The 26,907-nt window shown below is 70.8% G+C and carries 21 protein-coding genes; 8 read left to right on the top strand and 13 right to left on the bottom strand.

Features of this window, described 5'->3' with window-relative positions; genetic code table 11:
- Positions 1-2,835, top strand: coding sequence for an ATP-binding protein (locus WMF33_RS08540; RefSeq protein WP_437336679.1), 2,835 nt, complete (start codon positions 1-3; stop codon positions 2,833-2,835).
- A 51-nt stretch (positions 2,836-2,886) separates the two neighbouring features.
- Complete coding sequence (locus WMF33_RS08535; RefSeq protein ID WP_437336678.1) at positions 2,887-5,076, top strand: TonB-dependent receptor plug domain-containing protein; 2,190 nt, start codon at positions 2,887-2,889, stop codon at positions 5,074-5,076.
- On the opposite strand, the gene WMF33_RS08530 is transcribed toward WMF33_RS08535, so the two are convergent.
- The 6 genes from WMF33_RS08530 to WMF33_RS08505 form a co-directional block, all read right to left on the bottom strand.
- Complete coding sequence (locus WMF33_RS08530; RefSeq protein WP_437336677.1) at positions 5,070-6,200, bottom strand: substrate-binding domain-containing protein; 1,131 nt, start codon at positions 6,198-6,200, stop codon at positions 5,070-5,072. The two genes, WMF33_RS08535 and WMF33_RS08530, sit on opposite strands and share 7 nt — an antisense overlap.
- A gap of 76 nt (positions 6,201-6,276) precedes the next feature.
- Entirely contained in the window at positions 6,277-7,557 is a 1,281-nt protein-coding gene (locus tag WMF33_RS08525) for an ABC transporter substrate-binding protein (RefSeq protein WP_437336676.1), read from the bottom strand.
- A gap of 407 nt (positions 7,558-7,964) precedes the next feature.
- On the bottom strand, positions 7,965-8,348 hold the full coding sequence (locus WMF33_RS08520) for a response regulator (RefSeq protein ID WP_061628355.1): 384 nt from the start codon (positions 8,346-8,348) through the stop codon (positions 7,965-7,967).
- Positions 8,349-8,601: 253 nt separating this feature from the next.
- Positions 8,602-10,521, bottom strand: coding sequence for an ATP-binding protein (locus tag WMF33_RS08515; RefSeq protein ID WP_437336675.1), 1,920 nt, complete (start codon positions 10,519-10,521; stop codon positions 8,602-8,604).
- 266 nt (positions 10,522-10,787) lie between these two features.
- Positions 10,788-11,459, bottom strand: coding sequence for a hypothetical protein (locus tag WMF33_RS08510; protein WP_437336674.1), 672 nt, complete (start codon positions 11,457-11,459; stop codon positions 10,788-10,790).
- Positions 11,460-11,472: 13 nt separating this feature from the next.
- Positions 11,473-12,642, bottom strand: coding sequence for a hypothetical protein (locus WMF33_RS08505; RefSeq protein ID WP_437336673.1), 1,170 nt, complete (start codon positions 12,640-12,642; stop codon positions 11,473-11,475).
- A gap of 277 nt (positions 12,643-12,919) precedes the next feature.
- On the opposite strand from WMF33_RS08505, the gene WMF33_RS08500 reads away from it, so the two are divergent.
- The 5 genes from WMF33_RS08500 (at position 12,920) to WMF33_RS08480 (ending at position 17,308) form a co-directional block, all read left to right on the top strand.
- Positions 12,920-13,237: a putative quinol monooxygenase gene (locus WMF33_RS08500; RefSeq protein ID WP_437336672.1), complete on the top strand. Its 318-nt coding sequence runs from the start codon at positions 12,920-12,922 to the stop codon at positions 13,235-13,237.
- Between the two features lies 1 nt (position 13,238).
- A complete protein-coding gene (locus WMF33_RS08495; RefSeq protein ID WP_061625984.1) occupies positions 13,239-14,426 on the top strand; it encodes an iron-containing alcohol dehydrogenase in 1,188 nt (395 codons plus the stop codon).
- A 27-nt stretch (positions 14,427-14,453) separates the two neighbouring features.
- Positions 14,454-14,657, top strand: coding sequence for a hypothetical protein (locus WMF33_RS08490; protein WP_437336671.1), 204 nt, complete (start codon positions 14,454-14,456; stop codon positions 14,655-14,657).
- Positions 14,658-14,694: 37 nt separating this feature from the next.
- Positions 14,695-15,837, top strand: coding sequence for a class I SAM-dependent methyltransferase (locus tag WMF33_RS08485; RefSeq protein ID WP_437336670.1), 1,143 nt, complete (start codon positions 14,695-14,697; stop codon positions 15,835-15,837).
- 304 nt (positions 15,838-16,141) lie between these two features.
- On the top strand, positions 16,142-17,308 hold the full coding sequence (locus WMF33_RS08480; protein ID WP_437336669.1) for an acyl-CoA dehydrogenase: 1,167 nt from the start codon (positions 16,142-16,144) through the stop codon (positions 17,306-17,308).
- Between the two features lie 454 nt (positions 17,309-17,762).
- On the opposite strand, the gene WMF33_RS08475 is transcribed toward WMF33_RS08480, so the two are convergent.
- From WMF33_RS08475 to WMF33_RS08455, 5 genes are all read right to left on the bottom strand, one after another.
- Entirely contained in the window at positions 17,763-17,984 is a 222-nt protein-coding gene (locus WMF33_RS08475; RefSeq protein WP_437336668.1) for an addiction module protein, read from the bottom strand.
- Between the two features lie 57 nt (positions 17,985-18,041).
- Positions 18,042-18,521, bottom strand: a complete 480-nt coding sequence (locus WMF33_RS08470) for a DUF2383 domain-containing protein (protein WP_020733668.1) — start codon at positions 18,519-18,521, stop codon at positions 18,042-18,044.
- Positions 18,522-18,965: 444 nt separating this feature from the next.
- Positions 18,966-19,472: a hypothetical protein gene (locus tag WMF33_RS08465; RefSeq protein ID WP_437336667.1), complete on the bottom strand. Its 507-nt coding sequence runs from the start codon at positions 19,470-19,472 to the stop codon at positions 18,966-18,968.
- A 253-nt stretch (positions 19,473-19,725) separates the two neighbouring features.
- Positions 19,726-21,102, bottom strand: coding sequence for a DNA topoisomerase IB (locus WMF33_RS08460; protein ID WP_437336666.1), 1,377 nt, complete (start codon positions 21,100-21,102; stop codon positions 19,726-19,728).
- A 12-nt stretch (positions 21,103-21,114) separates the two neighbouring features.
- Positions 21,115-21,462, bottom strand: coding sequence for a polyhydroxyalkanoic acid system family protein (locus WMF33_RS08455; protein WP_061625990.1), 348 nt, complete (start codon positions 21,460-21,462; stop codon positions 21,115-21,117).
- A 367-nt stretch (positions 21,463-21,829) separates the two neighbouring features.
- Between WMF33_RS08455 and WMF33_RS08450 the strand changes: the two genes are divergently transcribed.
- Positions 21,830-23,698, top strand: coding sequence for a hypothetical protein (locus WMF33_RS08450; protein WP_437336665.1), 1,869 nt, complete (start codon positions 21,830-21,832; stop codon positions 23,696-23,698).
- Between the two features lie 44 nt (positions 23,699-23,742).
- On the opposite strand, the gene xylA is transcribed toward WMF33_RS08450, so the two are convergent.
- Together xylA and WMF33_RS08440 are read right to left on the bottom strand one after the other, a co-directional pair.
- Positions 23,743-25,074: a xylose isomerase gene (gene xylA, locus WMF33_RS08445; protein WP_437336664.1), complete on the bottom strand. Its 1,332-nt coding sequence runs from the start codon at positions 25,072-25,074 to the stop codon at positions 23,743-23,745.
- A gap of 500 nt (positions 25,075-25,574) precedes the next feature.
- Positions 25,575-26,684 carry a hypothetical protein gene (locus WMF33_RS08440; protein ID WP_437336663.1) on the bottom strand — a complete coding sequence of 370 codons (1,110 nt, stop codon included), beginning with the start codon at positions 26,682-26,684 and terminating at the stop codon, positions 25,575-25,577.
- Positions 26,685-26,907: the final 223 nt, after the last annotated feature.

The following is a 26,907-nucleotide window of genomic DNA, read 5'->3' as shown; positions in this document are numbered from 1 at the left end:
ATGCCCACCCCGAACTCCCACGGCTCGCTCCGTAACAAGCTGCTGCGCCTGATCCTGGGCGCGCTCCTGCTCCTCGGCGGCGCCACGCTCCTGTCGAGCGGCGCCCTCATCTACTCCACGGATCGCGAGGTCCAGGCCACGCGCGAGCAGGAGCTCCTCGGCGGCCTCGAGGAGAAGGCGCGCCTGCTCGGCTTCAATCAGTCGCTGGCGCTGCGCAGCCTGGTGGCGGACAACCTGTTCGGGGACGTCAAGGCGCTCATCCACCAGACGGTCTCGGAGAACAGCGACATCGCGTATGGCCTGTTCGTCGACTCGGAGAGCCGGGTCTGGGCGGCGAGCGGGCTCGGCCCCGCGAGCGCCGCGAAGGACGCGCCGGCCCTCACGGCGAAGGATCTGCAGGCGCTCGGCATCAGCACGGAACACCAGCCCCGGCCGTCGCTGAAGCGGCGGGCGAACCCCATGGGCGGGGTGGACGTCCTCGAGGTCTCGGCCCCGGTCGTCTCCGAGGGGACCCAGGCCGGGACCGTGATCTACGGCATCAGCACGAAGAGCGTCGCCGAGCGGATGGCCCACGCCCGCGAGCTCGCGAGGAGCCGGCTCGCGACCACGCTCGGCCTGATCGTGGCGCTGATCCTCGGCTGCGTCGCGGCGAGCTATTTCCTCGTCAAGCGCGTCGCGGTCCACATCACGGAGCCGCTGCTCGCGCTGCGCTCGGCCGCGGGGGCCATCGCCACCGGGCTCCGCGCGAACGCGCCGCTCGCCGAGTCGACCGGCACGGCGCGGAAGAGCTGGGAGCGCGTGCAGATCTCGAGCGGCGACGAGCTCGAGCTGCTCGGCGCCGCGTTCAACAGCATGGTCGAGGCCAACGAGCAGGCCTTCGAGGAGCTGCGCGTCAAGACCGAGCAGGCCCTCGAGGCGTCGCGGCTGAAGAGCGAGTTCCTCGCCAACATGAGCCACGAGATCCGGACGCCGATGAACGGGATCCTCGGGGTCATCCGGCTCATGCAGAGCCAGGCGCTCGACGGCAAGATGCGGCGTTACGTGGAGACCGTCGACGCCTCCGCGAACACGCTGATGGCGATCATCAACGACGTCCTCGACTTCTCGAAGCTCGAGGCCGGCAAGTACGTGGCGCAGCACGTGTCCTACGATCTGCGCCTCGTCGTGCAGGAGGTCGCGGAGCTGATGGCGAGCCAGGCGCACGAGAAGGGCCTCGAGCTCGTGTACCGCGTGGAGCGCCGCGTCCCCACCGGCGTCGTGGGCGACCCCGATCGGTTCCGCCAGGTGCTCACGAACCTGGTCGGCAACGCGATCAAGTTCACCGAGCGCGGCGAGGTGCTGATCGACGCGACCACGGCGCAGCAGGACAAGGCCTCCGCGGTGCTCAAGCTCGCCGTCGTGGACACGGGCCCCGGCATCGCGGCCGACGACCAGAAGAAGCTCTTCTCCGCCTTCACGCAGGTGGACGGCTCGCTGGTCCGCAAGCACGGCGGCACCGGCCTCGGCCTCGCGATCAGCAAGCACCTGGCGGAGGCGATGGGCGGAGAGATCGGCGTCGACAGCACGCCGGGGCAGGGCAGCCGGTTCTGGTTCACGATCAAGGTCGGGGTCACGGCCGGGGCCGAGCAGATCCGGTCGGCCGAGTGGGCGAGCGGGCGCCGCGCGCTCGTGGTGGAGATCAGCAAGAGCTGGCGCGACGTCGTCGTGGAGCACCTCGTGGCCTGGGGCTTCGACGCCGAGGCCACGGCCTCCGGGAGAGACGCGATCAACCGGCTGGAGCTCGGGCTGCTCGAGCAGCGGCCGTTCAGCGCCGCCGTCGTCGGCGCCCAGATGGACGATCTCGGCCTCGAGCAGTTCGTCCGGACCGTCCAGTCGGTGCCGGGGCTCCACCGTTTGCCGATCGTGGCGCTCTACCACATGGGCTCGAGCGTGGCGCTGAGCGGGCTGGAGTCCAGCGTCGTCACGCAGCTCCCCAAGCCGCTCCGCGTGTCCGAGCTCTACAACACGCTGCAGAGCGCGCTGACGGGCGCCGCGGCCGCGCCCGTCAGCAAGCCCGGCGTGGAGCCGGGCCGGATCGCGAGCAAGCTCCCCGTCTTGGTCGTCGACGACAACGAGATCAACCGTTACGTGGCGATGGAGCAGGTGGAGCAGCTGGGCCTGCGCGTGGAGACCGCCAGCAACGGCCTGGAGGCGCTCCAGTGCGTCAAGCAAAAGCAGTACGTCGCCGTCCTCATGGACTGCCAGATGCCGGTCATGGACGGATATACCGCCACCCAGCAGATCCGCGAGTGGGAGCGCGGGATCGGCCGCCACACGGTGATCATCGCGCTGACCGCGCACGCCCTCGTCGGCGAGCGGGACCGGGTGCTCGCCGCCGGGATGGACGACTACCTGGCCAAGCCGGTGCGACCGCAGTCGCTGCAGAAGACCTTGTGGCGGCACGTGGTGCTGAACCGGGACGAGCCGGAGCCGGGCCCGCCGCTCCCCGACGCCGACAGGCCGTCGGCGGCCCTGCCCGTGCTCGACCCCGAGGTCCCGCGGTCGCGGAAGCTGATCGAGCTCGTCCTCAAGAACGTGCCGGGGCAGCTCGACAGCCTGGAGTCGGCCTTCAAGGAGGCCATGACCAAAGAGGTGATGGCGAGCGCGCACAAGCTGAAAGGCAGCATGCTGTCGATCGGCGCGGCGCGCGTCGCCGAGCTGGCGGAGAAGATCCAGCTCGCCGCCCGCGACGGCGACCTGCCGCGGAAGGGCGACCTCTCGCGGCTACGGCAGGAGTTCGATTCTGTCAGCGTCGCCCTGCGGCAGGAGCTCGCCGCCACCGCCAAGGCGAGCTGACGATTGGCCCGATTCCACCATGGCCGCAGGCTCAGAACGAAGCGTACTCGCATGACCTTTGCCTCGCTCGATACCAAGTGGATTGTTGCCCTGGTGCTCGCCGCGACGCCGGGCGCCGCGTGGGCTCAGCCGACGGCCGCGACAGCACCGGGAGAGCCGAGGTCCGCGGGGGAAGCGCAGCGCAATGACGCGCTCGAGGGCGTCGATCTCTTGCGGCTGCTCGACGTCGAGGTGTCCACCGCCAGCAAGACGCTGGAGACCCTCGACGACGCGCCCGCCCTCGTGACGGCGATCACCGCCGAGGAGATCCGGCGCTGGGGGTACAAGAGCGTCGGCGAGGCGCTCCAGCACGTCATCGGTTTTTACCTGGTGGACGACCACATCCTGCCGAACGCCGGCGTGCAGGGGATGACGGGCGGGCTCGGGGCCGAGAGCGGCGGGATCAAGGTGATGATCGACGGTCGCTCGGTCGCGTTCCGGACCACCAGCGGCAACTGGCTGGGCACGGAGCTGATCCCGCTGTCGGCCATCAAGCAGATCGAGGTCGTGCGCGGCCCGGCGTCGGCGCTCTACGGCGCGGACGCGTTCCTCGGCGTCGTCAACATCATCACCCTGTCGCCGGAGGACATCCCCTTCGTCGACGGCACGGTGCACGCCGGCGTGACGAAGGATCACCCGAGCGGCCGCCTCGACGTGGTGGGAGGCTGGAGCAGCAGCCGCTTCGACATGATGATCTCGGCCGCGGGTGAGCTCGACGATCGGAGCGGCCTGGAGATGCCTCGCCAGTCCCCGGCCCCCCGCGTCCCGATGTACAACGAGGGGCGCGTCGACGCCCAGAACCTCGAGCGCCTCTCCGGGGTGGTCGGCTCGCGCATCGCGTTCCGCGATCCGAGCCACGGCCACCACCTCGCGCTCAGCGCGTACTGGTCCGGCTTCCGGCGCGGCGGCGATTTCGCGCAGTGGGCGCAGCTCACCGGCGGAACGGACGCCTCCGGGCGCGAGGCCGGCACCGTGATCAGCCTGCAACAGCGCCGCGTGGCGCTCGACGGGCTCTTCCAGCTGAACCGAGAGCTCGCGTTCGCGGTGCAGGGCACGTACTTCCAGGGCGGCGTCCTGCCGGGCGACCGCGTGGACGTCGCCGGCGGCTGGTACTACATCGAGCGGCGCATGGCTTACCGCGGCGTCGACGCCAACGTCGAGCTCCGGTGGGTTCCGTGGGACCGGTTCAACGTGATCTTGAACCTCGAGTCCATCTACGACAAAGAGGACCTGCCGTCCTTCCGCCGGATCAGCAAGATCACGGGCGAGGCGTTCGGCTCGCCGGAGCGGGAGCGGCTCTCGGCCGAGCTGGTCGACGTCGGGGCGCTGCTCAGCGCCAACCTCAAGGTGCTGGATCCCTGGCTGAAGGTGACCGGCGGCTTCCGCTACGATCGCCACAGCAAATACGGCAATCAGATGACCGGCCGCTTCGGGGCGACGTCGCACCTCGGCAAGACGGTCGTGGCGAAGCTCTTGTACGGCAGCGCCTTCAAGGCGCCTTCCCCGTATCTGCTCTATGCCGAGCCCCTCGTCCCGGGCGACGTGATCGGCAACGTGGATCTCAGGCCTCAGCGCATCCACACCGTGGACGCCGAGGTGACGTGGCGGCCGACCGCCTGGGCCTCGGCGAGCACGAGCGTGTCCTACAGCCGCCTGAACGACAAAGCAGAGTTCGTCCCGCGGGGCATCAACCAGACGGCCGAGAACCTCGCCAGCCAGACGTCCGTGTTCTGGGCGACGCGCGCCGAGCTGCGGCGCGGCGACGCCCTCGGCGGCTACGCGTCGTTCGAGACGGTCCACTCGACCCGGGACTCCGGCCAGGTGGGCTATCAGGCCGATCTGGTCGGTCCGGCGATGGTCGCTTACCCGACCTGGGTCGCCCGGGCCGGCGCCTACGTGAAGCTGCCGTCGCCGAGCTCCCTCCCGCTGGAGCTCTCGACGCAGGGGATCGTCGTCGGCCCGCGCCGCGCCGCGGACGCGAGCATCCTGGAGAACGGCCGCAGCTTCGACCTGCCGCCGTATCTCCTGTGGAACGCCAGCCTGGTGGCGCGCAACCTGTGGGTGATTCCGGGTCACGAGACGACCGTCGCGCTCCGCGCCAAGAACCTCCTCGGCGCCACCGGTCCGGACCCCGGGTTCTCGGGCTTCGAGTACCCGCTCTCGCCGCGCGAGGTCTTCCTCGAGCTACGGCACCGCTACTGAGTCGCGCCGAGCGAGTCGAGGAAGAGGTTGTACTCGTCGACCTTGGTCGACAGCACCACGTCCAGGCCGACGTCGAGCCGGCTCTCGTCGAACATCTGCGGGGCGAGGGCCTTCTTGGTCGCCTCGAGGCCGATGGTCCTGATGCCGTAGAGGATGTAGGGCACGAGGTACCCCGCGTAGTACTGCCGCTGGGTGTGCGTCGCCCTGATGAGCCCCTGACGCATGTACTCGACGGTCTTCAGATCGTAGTCGAAGGCGACGACCGGGAGGTCCGTCCGGCCCGCGGCCTCCGCGGCCATCGCGCACCGGTACGAGATGTCGTGCAGGCCGAGCAGCCCCACGACCGGCGGGTCAGCGGTCTCGATGAAGGTCCTCATCTCCGCGACGTCATCGACCTCCCCGTTCGGGCCCCAGGTGACTTGACGCACCACGACCTTGTAACCGGCCTTCTCGAGGACGCCCCGGGCCCCCTGCATTCGGTTCAGCCCGTCGAGCCAGGACGGGTCGACGTTGCCGTGGATCACCACCGTCCCCGGCGTCCCGGGCAGCAGCTTGAGCAGGGTCTCTCCTGCCGTCTTACCGGCCGCTTCGCTGATCGTCCCGACATAGATGAAGCGCTTCGAGCTCTTGGCGTCGGTGTCGAGCGTCACCACAGGAACCCCGTCGGCGACGGCCGCGTCGATGCCGGCCGCGATGGCGTCGCCGAAGGGGGAGATGCCGATCCCTTCGGCGCCGTCCGTCACCGCCTGTCCAATCTGCTCATTCTGGGCCTCCGCCCTCTGCTGATGATCGCCCCCCGTTCCGCTGGGCCCGACCACGTTCCCCGTGACCCCGAGCTCGCTCATGGCCCGGTTCGCCCCCGTGGTGATCGGCGTGAAGAACCCGCCGAGGGCCTTCAGCAGGATCGCCATCTGCATCGGCTCGATGGCGCCCTCGTTGATCTCGGCGACGAGCGCGTCGAGCGTCGCCTCGATCTCCGTCGCGGTGAACTCGCTCGCGGGCGTCGGCGCGCGCTTGATGGGCGCGGCTTCCTCGCCCTCGCCGGTGGTGTCGCCCGATCCACATGCCGCCGTCATCAGCGCGAGCCCGAAGGCCGCCACCCAGCGTCGTCCAATCCTGTTCATGAGACCCCCTTTGTGATCCGTGGTTCATCCGGCCATGCGCGGTATCCTTACGTGAAGCTCCGATCTGGCAGCGGGCTCATCGCCCGGGAAAGCAGCCGACGGGGACGGGGTCGAGATCGACGAAGGCGTCGCCGTCGACGGTCCACAGCTGCATGAAGTAATGCCTGTTCGCCCCGTATCTATCGAACTCGTACTCGGCGGCTGCGCCGACGTAGCGGAGCGGGATGCCCGCGTGGAGCTTGGTCATCGCCGCCGGCAGGTCGCGCCACGAGGCCGCCTCGTGGGCCGGGTCGTTGAGCTCGCGGATGATCTCGTGCAGCTCGTGCCCCGAGGTCGGGATCTCCCCGGTCTTCGCCTGGGCGTACACGAGGCCCATCGCGATGAGGACGACCCCGTCGTAATAGAAGTGCGCCGCGGGCAGCGGCGCCTCGCCGTCCCACCCGCTGGAGAAGTGCCCGATGAAGGCATCGGCGTTGCCCGTCGCGCAGTCCACCGCCCCCTGGCCCTCGGCCGTCGCGCGGCACTCGCTCCGCAGGCTGAGCGACGGCGACACCCCGACGTGCCCGTCGAGAGCGCCCGTCGGGATGTTGGCGAGGAGCACCTCGGTGCGCAGCGCGGGACCGAGGAACCAGGTGCCCGGGCGCCCGAAGACGGTCCATTCGGTCACGATGGTCGAGCCGGTGCGGGGATACGCGGCCAGCAGCGTCCGGCCGGCCTTCGCGCCGAAGGCGGACTCGATCTTGCTCGCATACGTCTGCTGGCCCGGCCTGAACGTCACCGAGGCGAGGCTCCTCCCCCCGAGCGCCGCGAAGTGGGTGGTGAACTCGCTGCTGACGCTGGTGTTGTAGTCGTCCCACGCGGCCAGGGTGTTCACCGTGGGGATGCCGTCGTCGAAGGCGAGGCGCGCCAGCGTGCAGCCGACGTCGAACGCGGAAGGGGCGAGCCGCATCCAGCCCCCGTCCGCCTCGCTGCGCGCGACGGGGGGCGCGGCATAGCCCGGCAGCATTTGAAACGCGTCGGCCAGCTTCACCTCCTGCACGCTCTTGTTGGCGAGCGAGTTCTCTTCTGGCCCGATCAGGTAATGGACCTCATCCGTGTAGAGCAGGTGGAGCAGCTGATCGAACCCGCGCTCCGAGCTGGAGTGGCTGTCTCGGCTCCGGAGGTGGAACGGCCGCCCCTCGATCCCCCCCGCGGCGTTCAGGTCATGGACCGCGAGCAACATCGCTTGCTCGAGGTTGCGGCCGATGGACGACTCGCTGCCGGAGAAGGGCAGGAGTGCCCCGAGGACGATCGCGTTCTCGGGTCGACCGGGCTCCTCGGGCGTGCACGAGGCCGAGAGCAGGGACGCGACTCCCACCGAGAGCCCGATCTCCACCCAGCGCGTGCTTCGTCGGCGAGGGGCGACGCACACGCCGGCTCGGCGGAGGCGATGCGGCGTGGCAGGCATCCGAAGGTACATTCTTCCCCCGCGGGATACGCCATCACATCGAGCTCCGTTCTGTCAAGGGCACATGAGCACAAGCGACGAGTCCTGGAACGACGACTCACGCGCTGATGCGATACAGAACACACACCGACCAATACCGTTGCTCACCTGCCGCGATCTCTGTCCGTCGAGCGCGGTGTTCAGGCCGAGAGGTGAGCGCATGCGCGCGGACGGACGAACCCATGAGGGCCGAGTCGAGGGGCGCGCGGCGCCGAGCGAGCAGGGTGAGCGTCAACGGCGGATGCGATCCGCCGACACGGCGGCCGGGCCAGCCCGGCTCACCGCGCCGGCGCGCCGCAGATGCGGTGGACCAGCTCGAGCAGCGGCTCGATCTGGAGCGGCTTCTTCAGGAGCCCCGCGGCGCAGAGGCGCGACGCCTCCTGCTCGGCCCGCACGTCGGCGGATACGATGACCACCGGGACCGACGAGAGCGCAGGGTCGCGCTGGAGCTCGGCGCGGAGCTGCCATCCATCCATGATCGGCATCATGAGATCGAGCAGGATCAGCGCGGGTGGCCCGTCCTTGCGCAGCAGCGCGAGCGCCTCGGCGCCGTCCGCCGCCTCCTCGACCTCATAGCCCTCGAACGCGAGGAGCTGCGAGAGGATGCTCCTGATGTCCAGATCGTCCTCGACGACCAGGATGCGGCCCGTTTTCTCGATCATCCTCGAACCTCACCACCGGACCGCGCCGCGCGGCGCGCTCCCTTCCCGCTGCTCCGCCGGGCAGCCCAGCTGCGGCCCTGACCGATCGAGCGTTCATGGGGCCCGTGAAGCACCTTGAGCGCGCGCAACCGCCGCCGCAAGCGGCCAGTGCCACGAAGCGGCGCGCAGCCCGCCCGAGCCCGGCGCGCGGTCCTCGAGGGAGAGGCCTCCCCCTCTCCCTCGAGGCATCTCCGTCGAGGACGGCGCGCCACGCCTACTGCGCGGCCTCCTCGGGGACCTCGTCGGCGTCGCCCGGCGCGCCGTCGCGATCCTCGCCGACGTCCGCGCGCCACGCGGGCAGGAGCACGCGGAAGCACGCGCCCTTGCCGACCTCGCTCTCCACCGCGATCTCGCCCCGGAAGCTCGTCACGATGCCGTGGCAGATCGCGAGGCCGAGCCCCGTCCCCTCCCCGATCGGCTTCGTCGTGAAGAACGGGTCGAAGATGCGGCTCCGGAGCTCGGGCGCGATCCCCGGCCCGGTGTCGCGCACCTCGATGCGCACGCGGCCGGGCGGCGCGGGCGCGGCGGTGATCCGGATCTCGTTCTCCGCCTCCTTGCCGTCCGGCAACGCCTGGGCGGCGTTCACGAGCAGGTTCAGGATGACCTGGCCGAGCTGCGCCTCGTTCGCGTGGACGGGCGGCACCGCGCCGAGCTCCACGACGAGCCGCGCCTTGCTCCGGATCTGCTGCTGCGCCATCCGCAGCACGAGCTGGATCACGCGGTCGACCTCGACCGGGCCGAGCTCGCCGTCGTCGGCGCGCGAGAACGTCTTCAGGCCGCTCATGATGTGCCGGACGCGCGCGCCGCCCTCCGCGGCCTCGTCGAGCGCCGACAGGAGCGCGTCGAAGCGCGCGGCGGCGCCCTTCTGGCGGAGCTCCTTACGCGCGAAATCCACGTTCGCGACCATGTACGCGAGGGGGTTGTTGATCTCGTGCGCCACCCCGGCCGCGAGCGTGCCGAGCGAGGCCATGCGATCGGCGAGCAGGAGCCGCGCCTCCAGCTGCCGGCGCTCGGTGACGTCGGACACGGCCCCGAGCATCCGGTACGCCCTGCCGCACGCGTCGCGCATGACGATGCCCCGGTCGTGGACGTCGGCGTAGCTGCCGTCCGCGAGCACGCACCGATACCAGAGCTCGAACGTGCCGTCGCTCCCCTCCATCGCGCGCCTGAGCCCGTTCATCACGCGGTCGCGATCGTCGGGGTGGACGCGCTCGAACCACCACACCGCGTCCTCCTCGATGTCGGCGCCGCCCGTGCCGTAGAAGCTCCGCATCCGCTCGCTCCCGGTGACGCGCCCCGACGAGAGGTCCCAGTCCCAGAACGCGTCGCTCGTGGCGCGCACGACGAGCCGCATGCGCTCCTCACTCGCGCGGAGCGCGTCCTCGGCGGCCTTGCGCGCCGTCATGTCGACGATGAAGCAGACGCCGCGATCGCGGGACCCCTCGACCAGCGCGGGGGCGAGGAGCACCGGCAGGCGCCGCCCGTCGCGAGCGAGGAACTCCTTCTCGAACGGCGGGCAGATCCCGTGCTTCAGGACCTCCGAGAGCGCGCGCTGGTCCGCGTCGCGGAGCTCGGGCGGCGTGATCGCCACCCAGTTCAGGCGGCCCGCCTCGACGTCCTCGCGCGCGTAGCCGATCATGCCGAGGAACGCGTCGTTCGCGTCGAGGATGCCCCCCGCCGCGTCCCACACGAACAGGCCGATCACCTCCGTGGACGCGTCGCGGAAGGACCGCGCGGCGCGCTCGAGCAGCGCGCGCTCCGCCGGCGCCCGGCCGGCCACGTGCGCCGACGGCCGCCGCGTCCACCACACCGCGGCGTCGAGCTGGATCGCGATCGACGGCTCGCTCGCCTCCGCCACGACCGTCGCGCCCGCCTCGAGCAGCGCCGTGGCCGCGCCGGCGCTCCCGGTGACGGCGACCACGGCCACGCGATCGCCGCCCGGCGCCGCGCGCAGCCTCCGGCAGAGCGCGAGCGCCTCGGGGAGCGGCCCCTCGGCCCCGAGCACGGCCACGTCGAACGGCTGGGTCGCCAGGAGATCCAGCCCCGCCTCGATGTCCCGGGCCACGGCCGCGACGTAGCCGCGGGCGGCCGCGAGCGCCTGCGCCGCGCCCGCGGAGCCGCCTGGGAAGATCAAGACCCTGGGATGCTGTGCTCCCGCCACCCGCGCAACATCCCGCGCGCGGCGCGCAGACGCAATACCGGCGCAGCGCGCTCCTGCTCGCTCCTGCTCGCTCCTGCTCCCCCCTCCTTCCTTTCCTCCCCCCTCCTCCCCCCTCCTTCCTTTCCTCCCCCCTCCTCCCCCCTCCTTCCTTTCCTCCCCCCTCCTCCTCCCGCTCCCCGCCGCCGCGGCTTCCCCTCCCCTACCCCGCTCTCCTCCGCCGCCTCACGCCTCTCCGCGCGTCACCCGACCCCGGTCCTCTGGTCGTCGAACCACTGCCAGGGGTTCGCGAACCCCGCGCGCTGGGACGACTTCTTGTAGCAGAGGAAATAGAGCCTCCCGTCTTGAACACCGCACTCCGTGCGGTCTTTCCAGCAGGCGAGCCGCTCCGGATCCACGGCCGGATTGCTCGCGATCGTCACCCCCTCCTCGAGCTCGGGCATCTCGCCGGGGCAGCCCACCGGGCCGGAGGTCATCGGGACGCCCACCGTGTCCGACGCGATGCCCGTGTTGAAGATCGCCTCGGCCACCCGGCGCGCGGCGGCGGCGCGGTCCGTGCCGCACAGAGCGAGGATATCGACGCTCGCGCGGTCGACCTGGACGAGCACGAAATTGCGCCCCTCGGTGACGGTGAGCCCGAGCCCGCCCGCAGTGTACTCGTGGCGGAGCAGATCGGGCGTGTCGTCCGTGGCGGCGTGGAGCGCGTGGCGCGCCCCCACCGCCTCGTTGTGCGGGTTGAGCTCGCTCCTGAAGATGGAGTCGCACCAGTAGAGCGAGTCGGCGCGCGCCTGGGCCGGCACGTCGTCGAACCGCGCGACCGGCGCGAAGCCGCCCGGCGGCACGCGCGCCACGGCCGAGAGCCACGCCGCGACCTTCGCGTCCACCTCGTGCGTGAGACATTCCTGCGCGTTCATCGAGACCTCCGGACTATCGGTATGTCGCCACGATCTTCTCGACGCGGAACCCCTCGTTCGGCGCCGAGCTGAACCAGATGAGCCCCCAGAAGACGCCCAGGATCGGCTCCACGCTGTCGAACACCCCGGCGCCGCCCGCGTAGTACCGCGTCACGCCGCCGTGCGCGAACTCGAGGCACGCCTCGTACCGGTTGAGCCCGGGGCTGAGCGTCCCGTCGGGGAGGCGCGTATGGGAGGCGGGGTACGTCCTCCCCTCCTCGACCGGGCCGTCGATGAGCGCCGCGCGCCACACGCGGCCCCCCACGATCTGCGTCGTGTCGAGCCCCGCCCACGGCCGCTCCTCCAGATCGGCCGACAGCGTCTTGCGCCCGCCTCCGACGTTGGGATCTCCCCAGACCACGAGGATCCGGGTCCGCCCGGGAATCCCGAGCTGGCGCAGCATGCCGCGGAGGAGGCGGACGATCGCCTGACACTCGCCCGTCTCCTCCACGTGATCGGTCATCGCCCAGGCCCCGCCCTGGTCGTTCAGGTACGTCGGGTGGTGGTACTCCCGGGGCACCCTGGGGCTCGGCAGGAGCGTGTACGTCGGGAATCGGGCCATGATCGACGCGACGATCTCGTGTGGATCGAGGGTGTTGAGCGGCGCGACCCAGGAGACCGCCCTGTCCATCCGCTTCAGGGTCACCCCGTCTTCCTGCCAGACATCCTGCCTGTCGGTCAGGGGCCTGCCCATCGTGACATAAACGACGTTCGCGGTGCGGCCGGGCGACAGCGAGGCGCCTCCGCCCGCCGACCAGCTCAGGTTGAGGTTGAGCTTCTGGATCCTCCTCTCGATCTTCCGCGAGGACGTGAGCTCGACGGGCGCCCCGAAGGCGGTAGTCCCCCCGCTCTCGAAGGTGATCCCCGCCGGCCCTACGCCGCGGATCGCGACCGGCGCCGCGGGCGCGCCGCCGCTCGACGACAGCCCGAGCCGGATGACGACGCTCCGGCCCATCGAGATCGACACCGGGACGGACCGCTCCGGCGTCCACTCGGGCTGGGGGCACGGCTCCCCTGCGTTCCTCCAGCCGGTCCCTCCCTCGCAGCCCTTCAGGAGACCGTGATCGGACACGAACTCGATGGAGTCCAGCGCGATGGAGCGCGCAGCGTCGGGCTGCGGGCTCTCCGTGGTCGGATCCGCCATATCGACCTTCCTCGCTCGCGGCGCAGATGGACTCGACACCTGCCGGCCACCCGCCGATTCACGGGGATCGTAACGCCGCAGCCGGCCGGGCCAAGTCGGGAGTGGACGCAGGGGGCGAAGGCGCTCTGCCGACGGGCGCGCGACGCCGGGCGGCGCGCGGGCGCGGGGACGCCGGGCGGCCCGCGCGCGGCTAGGCCAGCTGACGCCGTGAGGCCCCGCGCGCCCGCGCGTCACGAGCCGGGTTCCTGCGGAAGCGCGACCGAGCTAGATTGCGCGCATGCAGAGCAGCCTGTTCATCGTGCATGTCCATGTGCATGTCAAACCCGAGCACGTGAGCGCCTTCCGCCAGGCGACGCTCGACAACGCGCGCGAGAGCGTCAAGGAGCCGGGGATCGCCCGGTTCGACGTCGTCCAGGACATCGAGGATCCCGCGCGCTTCGTGCTCGTCGAGGTTTACAGGACCAAGGAGGCGCCGGCCGCGCACAAGGAAACGGAGCATTACAAGCGGTGGCGCGACACCGTCGCCGACATGATGGCCGAGCCGCGGACCAGCCGGAAATACGTCAATGTCTTCCCAGACGACGCGGGGTATTGACGTGGCGCCTCCGCCTTCCGGGCCTTCCGAGCTCGCCTTCGAGTTCGCCACCGCCACGCGCATCGTCTTCGGCGCGGGCAAGCTCGCCGAGGTGCCCGCGGCCGTGCGGGGCCTCGGCGGGACGCGGGCGCTCGTCGTCACCGGGCAGCGCCCGGGCCGCGCCGCCCCGCTCCTCGCCGCGCTCGCCGAGGCGAAGATCGCCGCCGTGACCTTCGCCGTCGCGGGCGAGCCCACCGTCGAGATCGCGCGCGAGGGCACGGCGAGGGCCGCGGCCGAGCGGTGCGACGTCGTCGTGGCCCTGGGCGGCGGCAGCGCGGTCGACGCCGGCAAGGCGATCGCCGCGCTGCTCGCGAACGGCGGCGACCCGCTCGACTACCTCGAGGTCATCGGCCGGGGGCAGGCGCTCTCCCGGCCGTCCGCGCCGTTCGTGGCGATCCCGACGACCGCGGGCACCGGCTCGGAGGTGACGCGCAACGCGGTGCTCGCGTCGCGGGAGGCCGGCGTGAAGGCGAGCCTGCGCAGCCCGCACATGCTGCCGCGCCTCGCGGTCATCGACCCCGACCTGCTCGCGGGCGCGCCGCCCGAGGTGCTCGCCTCGAGCGGGCTCGACGCGCTCTCGCAGCTCATCGAGCCGCTCCTGTCGATCCGCAGCAACCCGCTCACCGACGGCCTCGCGCGCGAGGGCATCCGCCGCTCGGCGCGCTCGCTCCGCCGCGCGGTCCTCGAGGGCGCGGACGCGCCGGCGCGGGACGACCTCGCCGTGGCCAGCCTGCTCGGCGGCCTCTGCCTTGCGAACGCCGGCCTCGGGGCGGTCCACGGCTTCGCCGCGCCGGTGGGGGGCACGTTCGACGCGCCGCATGGCGCCGTGTGCGCCGCGCTCCTGCCGGCCGTCCTCGAGGTGAACCTGCGGGCGCTGCGCGGCCGCGCCCCGGCGCACCCGGCGCTGCCGCGCTTCGACGAGCTCGCCGCGCTCGTCACCGGGCGGGCCGGGGCCGTCGCCGAGGAGGGGATCGCCTGGGTCCGCGAGCTCTGCCGCGACCTCGCGATCCCGGGCCTGCGGCGCTACGGCGTGAGCGAGGCGGATCTCCCGGCGCTCGTGCAGAAGGCCCGGGCGGCGAGCAGCATGAAGGCGAACCCGCTCCCCCTCACCGACGAAGAGCTGACCGACATCGCCGCGGCGTCCTTGTGACGTCGGGGACGGTGGTATCATCCCCGGGTGGCAAGCCCCTACCGCACGCGACCGTCGTCTCCGTCCGTCCGGCCGACCGATGAGAGGCGGCTCGGCGTCGCGACCCTCGCCTTCGGCCTGGCCTGCGGCGTGATGGGGATCTCGCTCGCCGACGAGGGCCGGGCGGAGTGCGCGCTGCTCACGGGCCTCGGCGGCTTCGCCCTGCTCCTCCAGCGCGCGGGCGCTCGCTAGCCTCGCCCTCCCCTCAATCCCCGACGACCGGAGCTCGATGAAGAACGATCCCGCCCCGAATCCCACCCTCGACGCCATGCTCGCCGCCCAGCGCATCGCGTTCGCGCCCGTCATGTTCCAGGTGGCGCGGGTCATGAGAAACCGTGGCGTGCTCAGGGCGCTCCAGCGCGCCGGCAAGGGCGGCCGGACGGCGGCGGAGGTGGCCCAGGACACCGGCCTCTCCGCCTATGCGGCCAAGACCTTGCTGGAGGCGAGCCTGAGCTTCGGCCTCGTGGAGCTCGCCGGCGGCAACGGAGACCGGCGAGAGGGGCAAGGCGGGCGAGGCGCGCGCGAAGGTGAAGAGCGCTACGCGATCACGCGGGTCGGGCTCGTCGTCGAGAACGACCGGATGACCCGTATCAACATGGATTTCATCCATGACGTTTGCTACGAGGGCATGCGCTTTCTCGACGAGGCGATCGAGGGCGGCAAGCCGGCGGGCCTGAAGGTCTTCGGCGATTGGCCGACGGTGTACGAGGCGCTCCCGGAGCTCCCGCCGAAGGTGAGGGAGAGCTGGTTCGCCTTCGATCACCTCTACTCCGACTCGGCGTTCCCGAAGGCGCTGCCCATCGTGTTCGAGCGGCGGCCGAAGACGCTCCTCGACATCGGCGGCAACACCGGCCGGTGGGCGATCCAGTGCTGTACGCACGACCCCGACGTGCGGGTCACGATCCTGGACCTGCCGGGCCAGCTCGAGGACGCGCGCGTCAACGTGGAGCAGAACGGCCTGCTCGGCCGCGTCATGGGCACGCCCATCGACTTCCTGGATCACGGACAGGCGTTCCCGACGGGGTTCGACGCCATCTGGATGAGCCAGTTCCTCGTGTGCTTCTCCGAGGCGGACATCACCCAGATCCTCCGGCGGGCGCGCGCCGCCATGGGGGAGCACACGGAGCTCTGGATCCTCGACACGTTCTGGGATCGTCAGGAAAACGAGGTGGCGGTCCACTGCCTGCACGGCTCTTCCCTGTATTTCACGTGCCTCGCGAACGGGAACAGCCGCATGTACAGCGCCGCCGACATCAAGCGCTGCATCGAGGAGGCCGGGCTCACCGTCGACGCGGAGATCGACCACCTCGGCCTCGCCCACACGCTGCTCCGGTGCCGCCGGCGCGACGCGCCCGCCGGCAGGCGTGCGTGAGCGCGTGAGCGCGTGAGCGCGTGGGCCTGGCGCGCCGCGCGACGCGCCCGCAGCGGAGCGCGCGCGGCGCCCGGGACCGGGGAGAGCGCGTAGCAGCCTGGACGATCGGGCCTCCGGGCCCTCTGGGGGAGGCGCGCGAGGCGCGGGAGGCGCGCGAGGCGCGATACAACGGATGAGCCGGCCCGCGGCGGAGGGGGCCGCGGGCGCGCTCGAACGGCTTTCGCCTGCGGTCCTCGCGGTGCATAGTGGGACGCCGCGGTCGCCTCCGCCGCGCCGCGCCATGCACCCACAAGGAGAAACCGTCGTGTCCCATCCTCCGCTCACCCAGCTCTCCGACGAGGAGCGCCTCTTCCGCGACTCGGTGCTTGATTTCGCCCGGAAGCGCGTCGCGCCGCGCGCGGCGGCGATGGACGAGCAGGGCGCGCTCGACCGCGATCTGCTCCCTCCGCTGTTCGATCTCGGCCTCATGGCCATCGAGATCCCGGAGTCGTACGGGGGCTCCGGCGCGAGCTTCTTCAACGCGATCCTGGCCGTCGAGGCGCTCGCCGTTGTCGACCCGAGCATCAGCGTGCTCATCGACGTGCAGAACACGCTCGTGGCCAACGCGCTCCTCCGCTGGGGCAGCGACGCGCAGAAGGAGCGGTATCTCCCGCGGCTGAGCCGGGAGTGGGTCGGCTCGTACGCGCTGAGCGAGGCGGGCTCCGGCTCGGACGCCTTCGCGCTCGCGGCCCGGGCCGAGCGCAAGGGCGACCGCTGGGTGCTGAACGGCCGCAAGCTGTGGATCACGAACGCGAACGAGAGCTCGCTGTTCCTTGTGTTCGCCAGCGTCGACCCGTCGAAGGGGTACAAGGGCATCACGGCCTTCGTGGTCGAGCGGACGTCCCCTGGGTTCTCGGTGGGCAAGAAGGAGAACAAGCTCGGTATCCGCGCCTCCAGCACGTGCGAGCTCGTCCTCGAGGACTGCGAGGTGCCGGAGGGCAACGTGCTCGGCGAGGTCGGCAAGGGCTACAAGATCGCGATCGAGACGTTGAACGAGGGTCGGATCGGCATCGGCGCGCAGATGCTCGGCCTGGCCGCCGGGGCGTTCGAGCACGCGATGCGCTACATGGGCGAGCGGAAGCAGTTCGGCCAGTCGATCGCGAGCTTCCAGGGCGTGCAGTTCCAGTATGCGCGGGTGGCCATGGAGATCGAGGCCGCGCGCCTCCTCGTCTACAACGCCGCGCGGCTCAAGGACGCTGGCCAGCCGTTCGTGAAGGAGGCCGCGATGGCCAAGCTGTTCGCGTCCGAGGTGGCCGAGCGGGCGGCGTCGTTGAGCATCGAGTTCATGGGCGGCGTCGGGTTCACCAAGGACTATCCGGTCGAGAAGCTCTACCGCGACGCGAAGATCGGGAAGATCTACGAGGGGACGTCGAACATGCAGCTGTCGACGATCGCGAAGCTGCTCCAGGCGGAGTACGACGTGAAGGGCTGAGCGGGGAGCTCTCCCCGACGAGCGGCCAGCGCCGCCCTCAGCGGCTCGGCTTCTAGAGCGGTTTGCACTCGGGTTCGATGCAGACGTCTCTCGTCTCTCGTCTCTCGTCTCTCGTCTCTCGTCTCTCGTCTCTCGTCTCTCGTCTCTCGTCTCTCGTCTCTCGTCTCTCGTCTCTCGTCTCTCGTCTCTCGTCTCTCGTCTCTCGTCTCTCGTCTCTCGTCTCTCGTCTCTCGTCTCTCGTCCCCGTGCGCGTGCGCGTGCGCGCTGACTCCGGAAAATCGCGCACGCGCACGCGCACGAAGGACGAGCACGGAAGACGGAAGACGGAAGACGGAAGACGGAAGACAGGAGACGGGGACGAGACGACGCACGGTGTATCGGCCGCGGCCGAAAAGCGCTCTAGAACTCGGGTCTTCGGCGCGTGTGAAAGCACGCGACGAAGACCACGACGCCCTCACCGTGACCGTGCGCGCGCCTGGGCGACGACCTCACCCCACGTGAGCCCGACCGGTCCCTCAGCCTCGAGCTCGTCAAGGCGCCGCTCGAGCTCGACGCGCTGCGCGTCGCTGAGAGGGAACGCGTCAGGGTCTCGCCCGAGGCGAGCCCAGAGCTCGTCGAGGAGGTCGAGCTGCTCGTCGCGGCTCAGTCGGGCGATGTCCAGGGCAGCCTTGGCCATACGTCGGGAAGTATCGCACGGCGCGCCCGCCGGAACAATCCGCCGCGCCCGGCCGCGTCACGGCAGCTGGCGCTTGAGGTCGGCCAGCGTCCGGAGCGTCGACACCTGCTGCGGCAGGATCACGTCGCGCACCAGGACGTGCGACTCACAGTCGAGCTCCTCAAGGTCGTTCCGGTAGTCCTTCAGGCCGTGATCCTCGCCCTCCGCCAGCACCGAGAGCGCCGTCTTGTGGCCGAGCGCCACCGCGGTCCGCTCGACCACCTTGGCGAACGCGCCCCATGGCCCGGAGCTCGACGGCGGGTCGCCCCCGAGCTCCTCGATCCGCCGGCGCAGCATCTGCACCCGCGCCTCGTGCGACGCCAGGTTGCGCCGGAGCTGCCGCACCAACCAGTCCTCGCGCGCGGCGGCGATCGCCTGACGGTAGGTCTCCACCGCGGACATCTCGCCCCGGCAGAACGATTTGAGCTGCTCGATCGAATCGTCATCGATCAGGCCGTCCAGGCCCACGCTCTCGTCTGCGAATGCGATCGGTTCCATGGGTACTCTCCTGAGGTTGCTGGTGAACGCCGATTCGTCTCCTCCCTACCTCCCGAGCAGCAGCCGGCGCGACCTACGTCCGCGCGAGAACCGTGAGCGAGACCGCCGATGTTCGACCTCGTCGCAGAGAGCGTACGGCCATCGTTGCGTCAGGGGTAATCCACGTCTCAGACCGGGGCGGCCTCGGTTGAGCTCTCTGGATTCTATTCAAACCCCGTTCCACCCGTACTGATTCCCGCTCGTGCGACGGCGGGCTCAGCACGGGAGCGAGGCGTTCGGGCGGCGGAGCTGACGAGGAGAGGACGAGGAGAGCTCGAGCCGCCAGGGCGCCAGGGACGCCAGGAGAGAAGCGAGAGGTGCACTCTGGGCTCTCCTGGCGTCCTTGGCGCCCTGACGGCGCGCGGTGGAGGCATACCGCCGCAGCTGGGGCGGCCGAGCGCGGCGTCAGAGGGTCGCGAAGACGCGGGCGCCCTTGCTGGTGCCGCAGGACTCCCCGGCGCCGACCCCGCGCAGGATCGCCTGCACGTCCGCGGCATCCGCGTCGTCGCGCGCGAGCACGCCGATGAGCATCGCCCCCTCCTTGAGGCGCCGCTCGACCTCCGGCGCGCGCGGCTCCGGGATGCCGGCGTCGACGAGCACGCTGCCCAGGCTGGCGGTCTCGCCGCCCGAGCTCGCGTCGGCGAGCTTCACCGCGATGGGGCCGGCCACCGCGAGCCGCAGCCCCGGCACCACGAGCCCCGCGCCCGCCGCGGCGAGGATCGCGCTGAGCGCGTTGCCGTTCACGGCCGCGCCCTGCACGCGCGAACGCGAGAAGTGCTGGCGTCGGGCGGCCTCGCTCACGATGACGCAGATGTCCCTGCGCGAGTGTCCGTGGTCGAGGATACGCCGGATGGCGTCCTCGGCCTCCACACGTGTCCGCACCATCTCGGTGACCAACCTCTGGCTCGCCATGCATGTCTCCTTGGCTGAGGGTCCTCGTCGTTCGCTTCTCCTTCGCAGAACACGAAACGTACCGGGCGCGTCCATCGCGTGAAGTCTGCGTAGCTGCTCACGGATCGACGGCAGAACGCCCCGCGCCCGGGGCACAATGCCACGGCGAGATGGCCACGCTGTGACGGGGGGACACGGCGCACTCGTCGGCTGCCCGCGGCGGCGCGGCGCCGGGCGCAGCAAGCGCGGGAGCTAGGGTTGCGCTGGGGACGGGTCAGGCAGCGGCGCGCCGCTGCCCGCTCGGGCGCTTCGCGTTCTTCGGGCGCTTCACGCTGCTCTTCGGGCGCGCTGCGCTCCTGTCCGCCCGCCGCGCCTTGACCGCGCGCACGCTCTCGCGGAGCTGGGTGGCGAGCGGCACCGCGTCGCGCTCGCTGAACCCGCGGACGATCCGGAGCATCGTGGCCTCCTCGGGTCGGAGCGCCGCGATCGCCTCGTCCGTGACCGCCTCTTCCGCCTCGAGCAAGGTCTGCAAGGCCCCCTCGGTGTAGGCGCGGATCACGGCGGGGTGGACATAACAACGCTGGCAGACCGCGCGCGTGTTGCCGAGGCGGGCGGACACCATGTCGATCACCTGCGCCACGCACTTCTTCATCTGGCGGGCCGAGGTGGCGACCTCCATCTCGCAGAAGAACGACGCGCACAGCACCGTGCCGGTCCAGGTGCGGAAGTCCTTCGCCGTGAACTCCTGCCCCGCGAGGGAGCGCAGGTACTCGTTCACATCGTCCGAGTGGATGCGCTGCCGCTGGCCGTCGCCGTCGATGTACTGGAACAGCTCGTGGCCGGGCACGTCCTGGCAGCGCTTCACGATGCGCGCGAGGCGCCGGTCCCGCACCGTCAGCTCGTGCTCCTTGCCGCTCTTGCCCCGGAAGTGGAATCTGATGAGATCGCCCTTGATCTCGACGTGCTCGTCGTGGAGCGTCGTCAGACCGTACGAGTTGTTGTCGCGCGCATACTCGTCGTTCCCGATGCGGATCGACGTCTCGTCGAGCAGGCGCACCACGGTCGCCAGCACCTTCTCGCGCGGGAGCCCCGGCAGCGCGAGATCGCGCTCCACCGCCGCGCGGATCGCCGGGAGCGCCGCGCCGAACGCGAGCATGCGATCGTACTTCGTCTCGTCGCGGACCTCGCGCCAGCGCGGGTGATACCGGTACTGCTTCCGGCCGCGCGCGTCCCGGCCGGTGGCCTGGATGTGCCCGCGCTCGCTCTGGCAGATCCACACCCCGGTCCACGCGGGCGGGATCGCCAGGCGCCGGATCCGCTGGAGGGTCGCCTCGTCCTTGATGAGGCGACCCTCGGGGTCGAGGAACTTGAAGCCCTTGCCCACCTTCCGGCGGGAGATGCCCGGCTCGTCGTCGTTCACGTACCGGAGCCCGGCCGACTTCGCGGACTCGACCGGCGACGGGGTGAGCGGCGCGGCCGCCGCGAGCTCGCCCGCGGCGCGCGCGAGCTCGACCGTCTCGACGGTCTCGACCGACAGGCTGACGCGGTGCCGCTGGACGACGACGCCGCTCGGGGCGGCGCGCCGCGCGCGGCGCGGCGCGCTCCGCGGGCGGCGCCTGGATCGGGGGGTCTTGGTGCTGGCGCTCGGCATGGCGCGGCTAGCTCAGACAGCTCCCCCCAGGGTCGCGCCATGAGCGCGCCGCGACCGCTCGCGGTGCGCCTCGTCGATGTACCGCCGCACCTCCGAGTCGATCGCGGCGATCGCCATCCGCTTGAACATGCGCAGCGGCAACGGCACGTCGATCTCGACATCGACGGTCTTGGGCCGGAGCTCGAGCCGCCCCGCGACCTGGAACCCCTTGAAGCACAGGCCGAGATCCGCGCGCCATTCGTCGCTCCAGAGCATCGACGGCGCGTACTCCGCGTACCGCTCGCGATACCGCTCCATCGCCCTCAGGACGGCGTTCTTGGCTTCTTCATCGTTCAGGTCGTGATGGACCGTGTGCTTCATGATGACCTCGGGGTTGGCTGGAGCTCGGCTCCAGCGGAGGCTGACGTGCGACAGGCTCGGCAGCGCAGCGGTCGCCAGGGGTCGGCGTGGCAATCGGGGTTAGCAATCGGGGTGCCCGCCGGGTCCGGCGGGGGGCGACCGCCTCGAACAGAGCATTTCTCGGGAAATCCGGGCAAGATCGCGCACTTTCGCGCCCCGCGCGTGGCGACCTCCGCCACACGCGAGGCAGATCGCTACGGCGAGCCCAGCGCCCGCCGGCCGCGATGCGGGCCAGCTCGGCGGCACGGCGCGTGCGTTCCGCCCGTTCATGCCGGGAGCTTTCGCCGTGACGTCGTCGCGTGGCCTCAGAGGGTGGCTCGGGCCGCGCATGAGCAAGGCGCTGAAGGTGATGTTGATCCTGCCGATCGCGCTCTGGCTCGGCTACGTCGTCATCGGCAACGTCATGCTGAGCACGAAGCTCGTGGCGAGGCTCGTCAGCTACAACCCGACCGACGCGACGCTGTTCTACGGGTCGGCCTGGAGCCTCTGGCCGGGCGTCGTGCACGTGAAGGAGCTCCGGCTCAGCGGGTCCGACAGCACGCTGGAGTGGGCGGTGCTGCTCGACGAGGTGGAGGCGGACATCCACCTGATCGATCTTTTCCGGAAGAAGTTCCACGCGGAGGACATCCGCGCCGAGGGCTTCACGTTCCGCATGCGGCTGCTCGTGGATCCCACGAGCGAGCGCGATCTGGAGGCGCCGCACATCAAGGCGCTCCCCCCCATCCCGGAGTTCACAAACCCCCCGCTCAAGCCGGAGCTGCCGCCGAGGCGCGATCTCGAGAACTCGGACGAGGGCTACAACCTCTGGACCGTGCACCTGGAGCGCGTGGACACGACGCTCAAGGAGGTCTGGATCCAGCAGGTCCGGTACGCCGGCGGCGGCCGCGTGCGCGGGGGGTTCTACTACAAGCCGCTCCGCTCGGTCCGCGTCGGGCCCGTGGCGCTGGAGCTCCGTTCGGGCGAGGTCCACCTCGCCGACCGCGTCGCCGCGCGCGTCGACGCCGACCTCGACGTCACGATGAACACGTTCGATCCGCGGGACATCGAGGGGCTCGACGTCTTCGACACCACCTGGGCGCGCGTGCGCCTCGACGCCCAGCTGCCCGGGCTCGACTTCATCCACTTCTACACCGGCGAGGGCGCGGAGCCGCGGATCGAGGACGGGAGCGGAGGGCTCCGGGCGAACCTCGTCGTGAACCGGGGCAACGTCGAGCCGGGCAGCACCCTCTCGTACGGCACGAGCCACCTCGCGGCCTCCGCCGGGTCGCTCCGGGCGGCCGTCGCGGCGGACGTGGATCTCCGCGTCGACGAGCGCGGGCAGGCGCGCCTCGCGGTGGCGGTCCCCCGCGCGACGCTCGAGCGCCCAGGCAAGGGGCTGCCGCCCATCGTGGTGGAGCGGGCGAGCGCCGCCTTCGACGCGCCGGAGCTCCACCTCATGCGGCTCCCGCCGGGGTTCTCGTCGAAGGTGGACGTCGTCGCCGCGGCGATCCCGGACCTGCGCTGGCTCAACCCGGACGGCGCCGGCCCGGACGCGCCGCGGTTCACGGGCGGCGCCGCCTTCGCGCGGAGCAGCCTCGAGGTCGACCCGCTGGGCCGAGGCACGGGGGCGGTGAGCCTCCTCCTCAAGCAAGGGGCGCTCGCGTGGAAGGAGACGCGGGTGAAGGGCGACATCAAGGCGCGCGTGGCGCTCGAGGCGGCGAACCTCCTCGGCCCGACGGCGAAGCTCGGCAAGAGCCGCATCGAGATCGAGGACCTCGCGATCGAGCACGAGGGCGAGGCGCTCCCCGGCTGGTGGGCGCGCATCGACGTCGACGACGGGAAGGTGGGGCGGGGGCTGATGGAGGCGGCGATCCGGCTCGAGTGCAAGGACGCGAGGCCCGCGGTGGCGCTGCTCGACGCCGAGGACGCCATCCCCGGGTGGGCCGCGGGGCTCCTCACGATGGAGGGGCTCAAGGCCTCGGCGACGGTGAGGCGCAAGGAGGGCGAGGTCGATTTCAGGCTGCTGGAGGCGCAGGGCGGCAACCTCGCCATCCGCGGGCGGCTCACCAAGTCGGACGGGCAGGACCCGCTCGGCGCGTTCCTCGTGAAGAGCGGCCTGCTCTCGGTGGGGATCGACCTCGAGCGGGACGGGGCCGGCGTGCACCCGCTCGTGGGGGACGACTGGGTGAACGAGAAGATGGCCGCGCTGGGCCGGTGAGCCCGAGCGGCGTCGCCCCGCCGTCGTCCCCTCGAGCGCTCGGCTCAGCGGATGTAGCGATTGACGATGTTCTCGTACAGCTCTTGCTGACCGCTCGTGAGCTTGACCTCGCCGCCGGCGTTGCCGATCTCGGCCAGCTGCTCCAGCGTGAGCTTCCCCTGCTCGAAGTCCGCGCCCTTGCCGTTGTCGAACGACGCGTAACGGGCCTTGCGCATCGACTCGAGCGGCGACTTGCGGATCAGGTCGTCGGCGATGATGAGCGCGCGGGCGAACACGTCCATGCCGCCGATGTGGCCGTGGAAGGTGTCGATGAGATCCGTCGAGTTGCGGCGGCGCTTGGCGTCGAAGTTCACGCCGCCGCCCTGGAACCCACCGCTGCGGAGCAGGATGAGCATCATCTCCACGGTCTCGTTGATGTTGTAGGGGAACTGGTCGGTGTCCCACGCGTTCTGGTAGTCGCCGCGGTTCGCGTCGATGCTGCCGAGCATGCCGGCGTCGGCGGCCGCCTGCATCTCGTGCTCCATGGTGTGGCCGGCGAGCGTCGCGTGGTTCGTCTCCAGGTTGAGCTTGAAGTCCTTGTCCAGGCCGTGCTGACGCAGGAACCCGATCACGGTCTCGGCGTCGAAGTCGTACTGGTGCTTGGAGGGCTCCATCGGCTTCGGCTCGATGAAGAAGGTGCCCTTGAAGCCGCGCGAGCGCGCGTAGTCGCGCGCCAGGGTCAGGAAGCGAGCGAAGTGGTCCTTCTCGCGCTTCATGTCCGTGTTCAGCAGGCTCATGTAACCCTCGCGGCCGCCCCAGAACACGTAGTTCTCGCCGTTCAGCGCGATGGTGGCGTCGAGGGCGTCCTTGAGCTGGGCGCCGGCGTAGGCCACCACGGCGAAATCCGGGTTCGTGGAGGCGCCGTTCATGTAGCGCGGGTTGGAGAACAGGTTCGCCGTGCCCCACAGGAGCTTGATCCCCGACTGCGCCTGCTTCTGCTTGGCGTATTCGACGATGCTCTGGAGGCGGCGCGACGTCTCGGCGCGGCTGTCGCCCTCTTCCACGAGGTCGATGTCATGAAAGCAGTAGTGCGTCGCGCCGAGCTTGGTGATGAACTCGAAGCTCGCGTCCATCTTCATGCGAGCGCGGGCCAGCGCGTCCTTGCCCTCGTCCCAGGGGAAGTTGATCGTCCCCGGCCCGAACGGGTCGTGTCCGCGACCACAGAACGTGTGCCAGTAACACACCGCAAACTTGAAGTGATCCTTCATCGCCTTGCCGGCGACGACGCGATTCGCGTCGTACCACTTGAAGGCGAGGGGGTTGTCGGACTCGGGCCCCTCGTAGGGGATCTTGCCGACACCGGGGAAATACTCTTTGTCTCCAATTACAACGGTCATGACCGGATCTCCAGCTCGTGGTTTGCGTGTGCCTTCGTTCGGAGGGGGCTCTCGGCGGCGGGGCCCGCGAGGTGAGCCCAGGGGCTCTGACCTCGGGGCCAGGGGGAGTCAGGTTCGCCACGCCCAGGTTGGGCCTTTCAAGCACGTGAGCTTCTCGTGGCTTCGACTCTCCTCACGCCAGGCGAACCACCGACGCGCGTCAATTCGCGTCAATTGCACGCGTAGTGGAATTCCGGCTAGCAATAACATGGTGACGGGTCGGTGGCTAGGGTCGGCGCCGGCATCTCCGCCGTTGACCGAAGCTAGCTGAGCCGGGGGCCGCCCGCAGCCGTCACGCCAAACGATTCCGGCGATGCTGTAGGGCCGCGCACCTCCACGGCGAGCCGCCGCCCGCTCGCCGCAGGAACAACGCAGGCGGCCCCCGATGGAGCGCAGTGTAAGACAGGTGCGCCTAGACGCCGGGCCGGCGCGAGGCGGAGACCTGGTGATGGCGGCGGCGGTCAGCGGTCGACGCGGTAAATCGCGTCTTGCGCTATCACGAAGACGTGGCTCTCGTCGACCGAGAGCCCATCGGCGAGGAAGAAGCCCGACGCTGTCCTTCGAGCGCCCGTGCCGTCCGTCTTCACCTGCCACAGCTCGACGCAGCCAAAGCCTTGAAGCCAGTAGACCGTATCACCGCTCACGGCGATGGCGGAGGGCGAGGAGTCCGCGTTCGGGACCTTTTCGATGTCGTGGAGGACGTCGATGGCGGCGGCGCCGTCGCGCCACCGGTTGACCGTGTGGAGGCTGGTGTCGGTCCAGAAGACGCTCTCGCCGGCCGCCGCCATCGGCCCGCCGAAGAACACCTCCGCGAGCGGCTCACGGGTGCCGCCTTCGCGCGGCACCCGCTCGAGCTGGGTCGTCTGGAAGTCGAGCCAGTACAGCGCGCCGTCGTGGCTGATCATGCCGAGCGGGTGGCCGCTCGGCACCAGCACCTCGGGGGCGCTGCCGCCGGCCAGAGCGACCTTCCAGATCGCCTGCGGGTCGCCCTGATCGTAGTAGGCGTTCGTGTCGTCGAGCGCGAGCATTTGAGGAGGGAGGATGTCCTCCGCGAGCACGGTCGAGGCGCTCAGGTTCGTCGCCGGCGCGGCGAGCAGGCGCACATTGCGTTGCGAGCTCAGCTCTTCGGTCCAGACGAGGGTGTCGCCGACCATGGAGTGCCATCCGCTGGGCAAGTCCCCGAGCGTCTCCGCGGGGCCGCCGGCGACCGGCACGCGCCGGAGCTGGTAGTCCGCGTCGAAGTACACGTACCCCCCCGAGAGCGCGCTCCCTCCGACGGACTCGATCCAATTGATATCGTCGTCGCGGAACAGCGCCACGACGCCGCCAGGGCCGACCTCGCCGGGCTTGAGGTCGAGGGTCACGCACTCCCACGGCCCGCCTCCGCCCTGCGCGCCGGCGCCGCCGCCCCCGTCCGCGCTCCCGCCTTCCCCTTGCGCGCCTCCGGCGCCCGCGTCCCCGCCCGTTCCGCCCGGCGGATCGCCCCCCTCGGACCCGCACCCCAAAAGCGCAAGCGCCACCATCACGGCGCCCGCAGCCGCTGCCGCGGTCTGCTGCATCGACACGACCATGTTCACCTCACCTGCCGTGGTGTACGGCCATCGCCTCAGGACACTTCCTCGGACCGGCGAATACACACAGCGTACCAGCGACCCAGCCGCGTCCCGATCTCGACACCGCGTTCCGCGCGCACCGCTGCCGGAGCTGCGAGCGGCAGGAAGGCTCGCGATGGACGGCGCCCGCGGTTCGTGACGGCGCAGGATCCCCCCTCGCGAGGGCCGGCAGGCCCACAGC

Source organism: Sorangium sp. So ce394 (assembly GCF_051474665.1).
Classification (GTDB): Bacteria; Myxococcota_A; Polyangia; order Polyangiales; family Polyangiaceae; genus Sorangium; species Sorangium cellulosum_D.
Note: the sequence above shows the minus strand (reverse complement) of the source record. Positions and strands in the feature narration are given on the sequence as shown.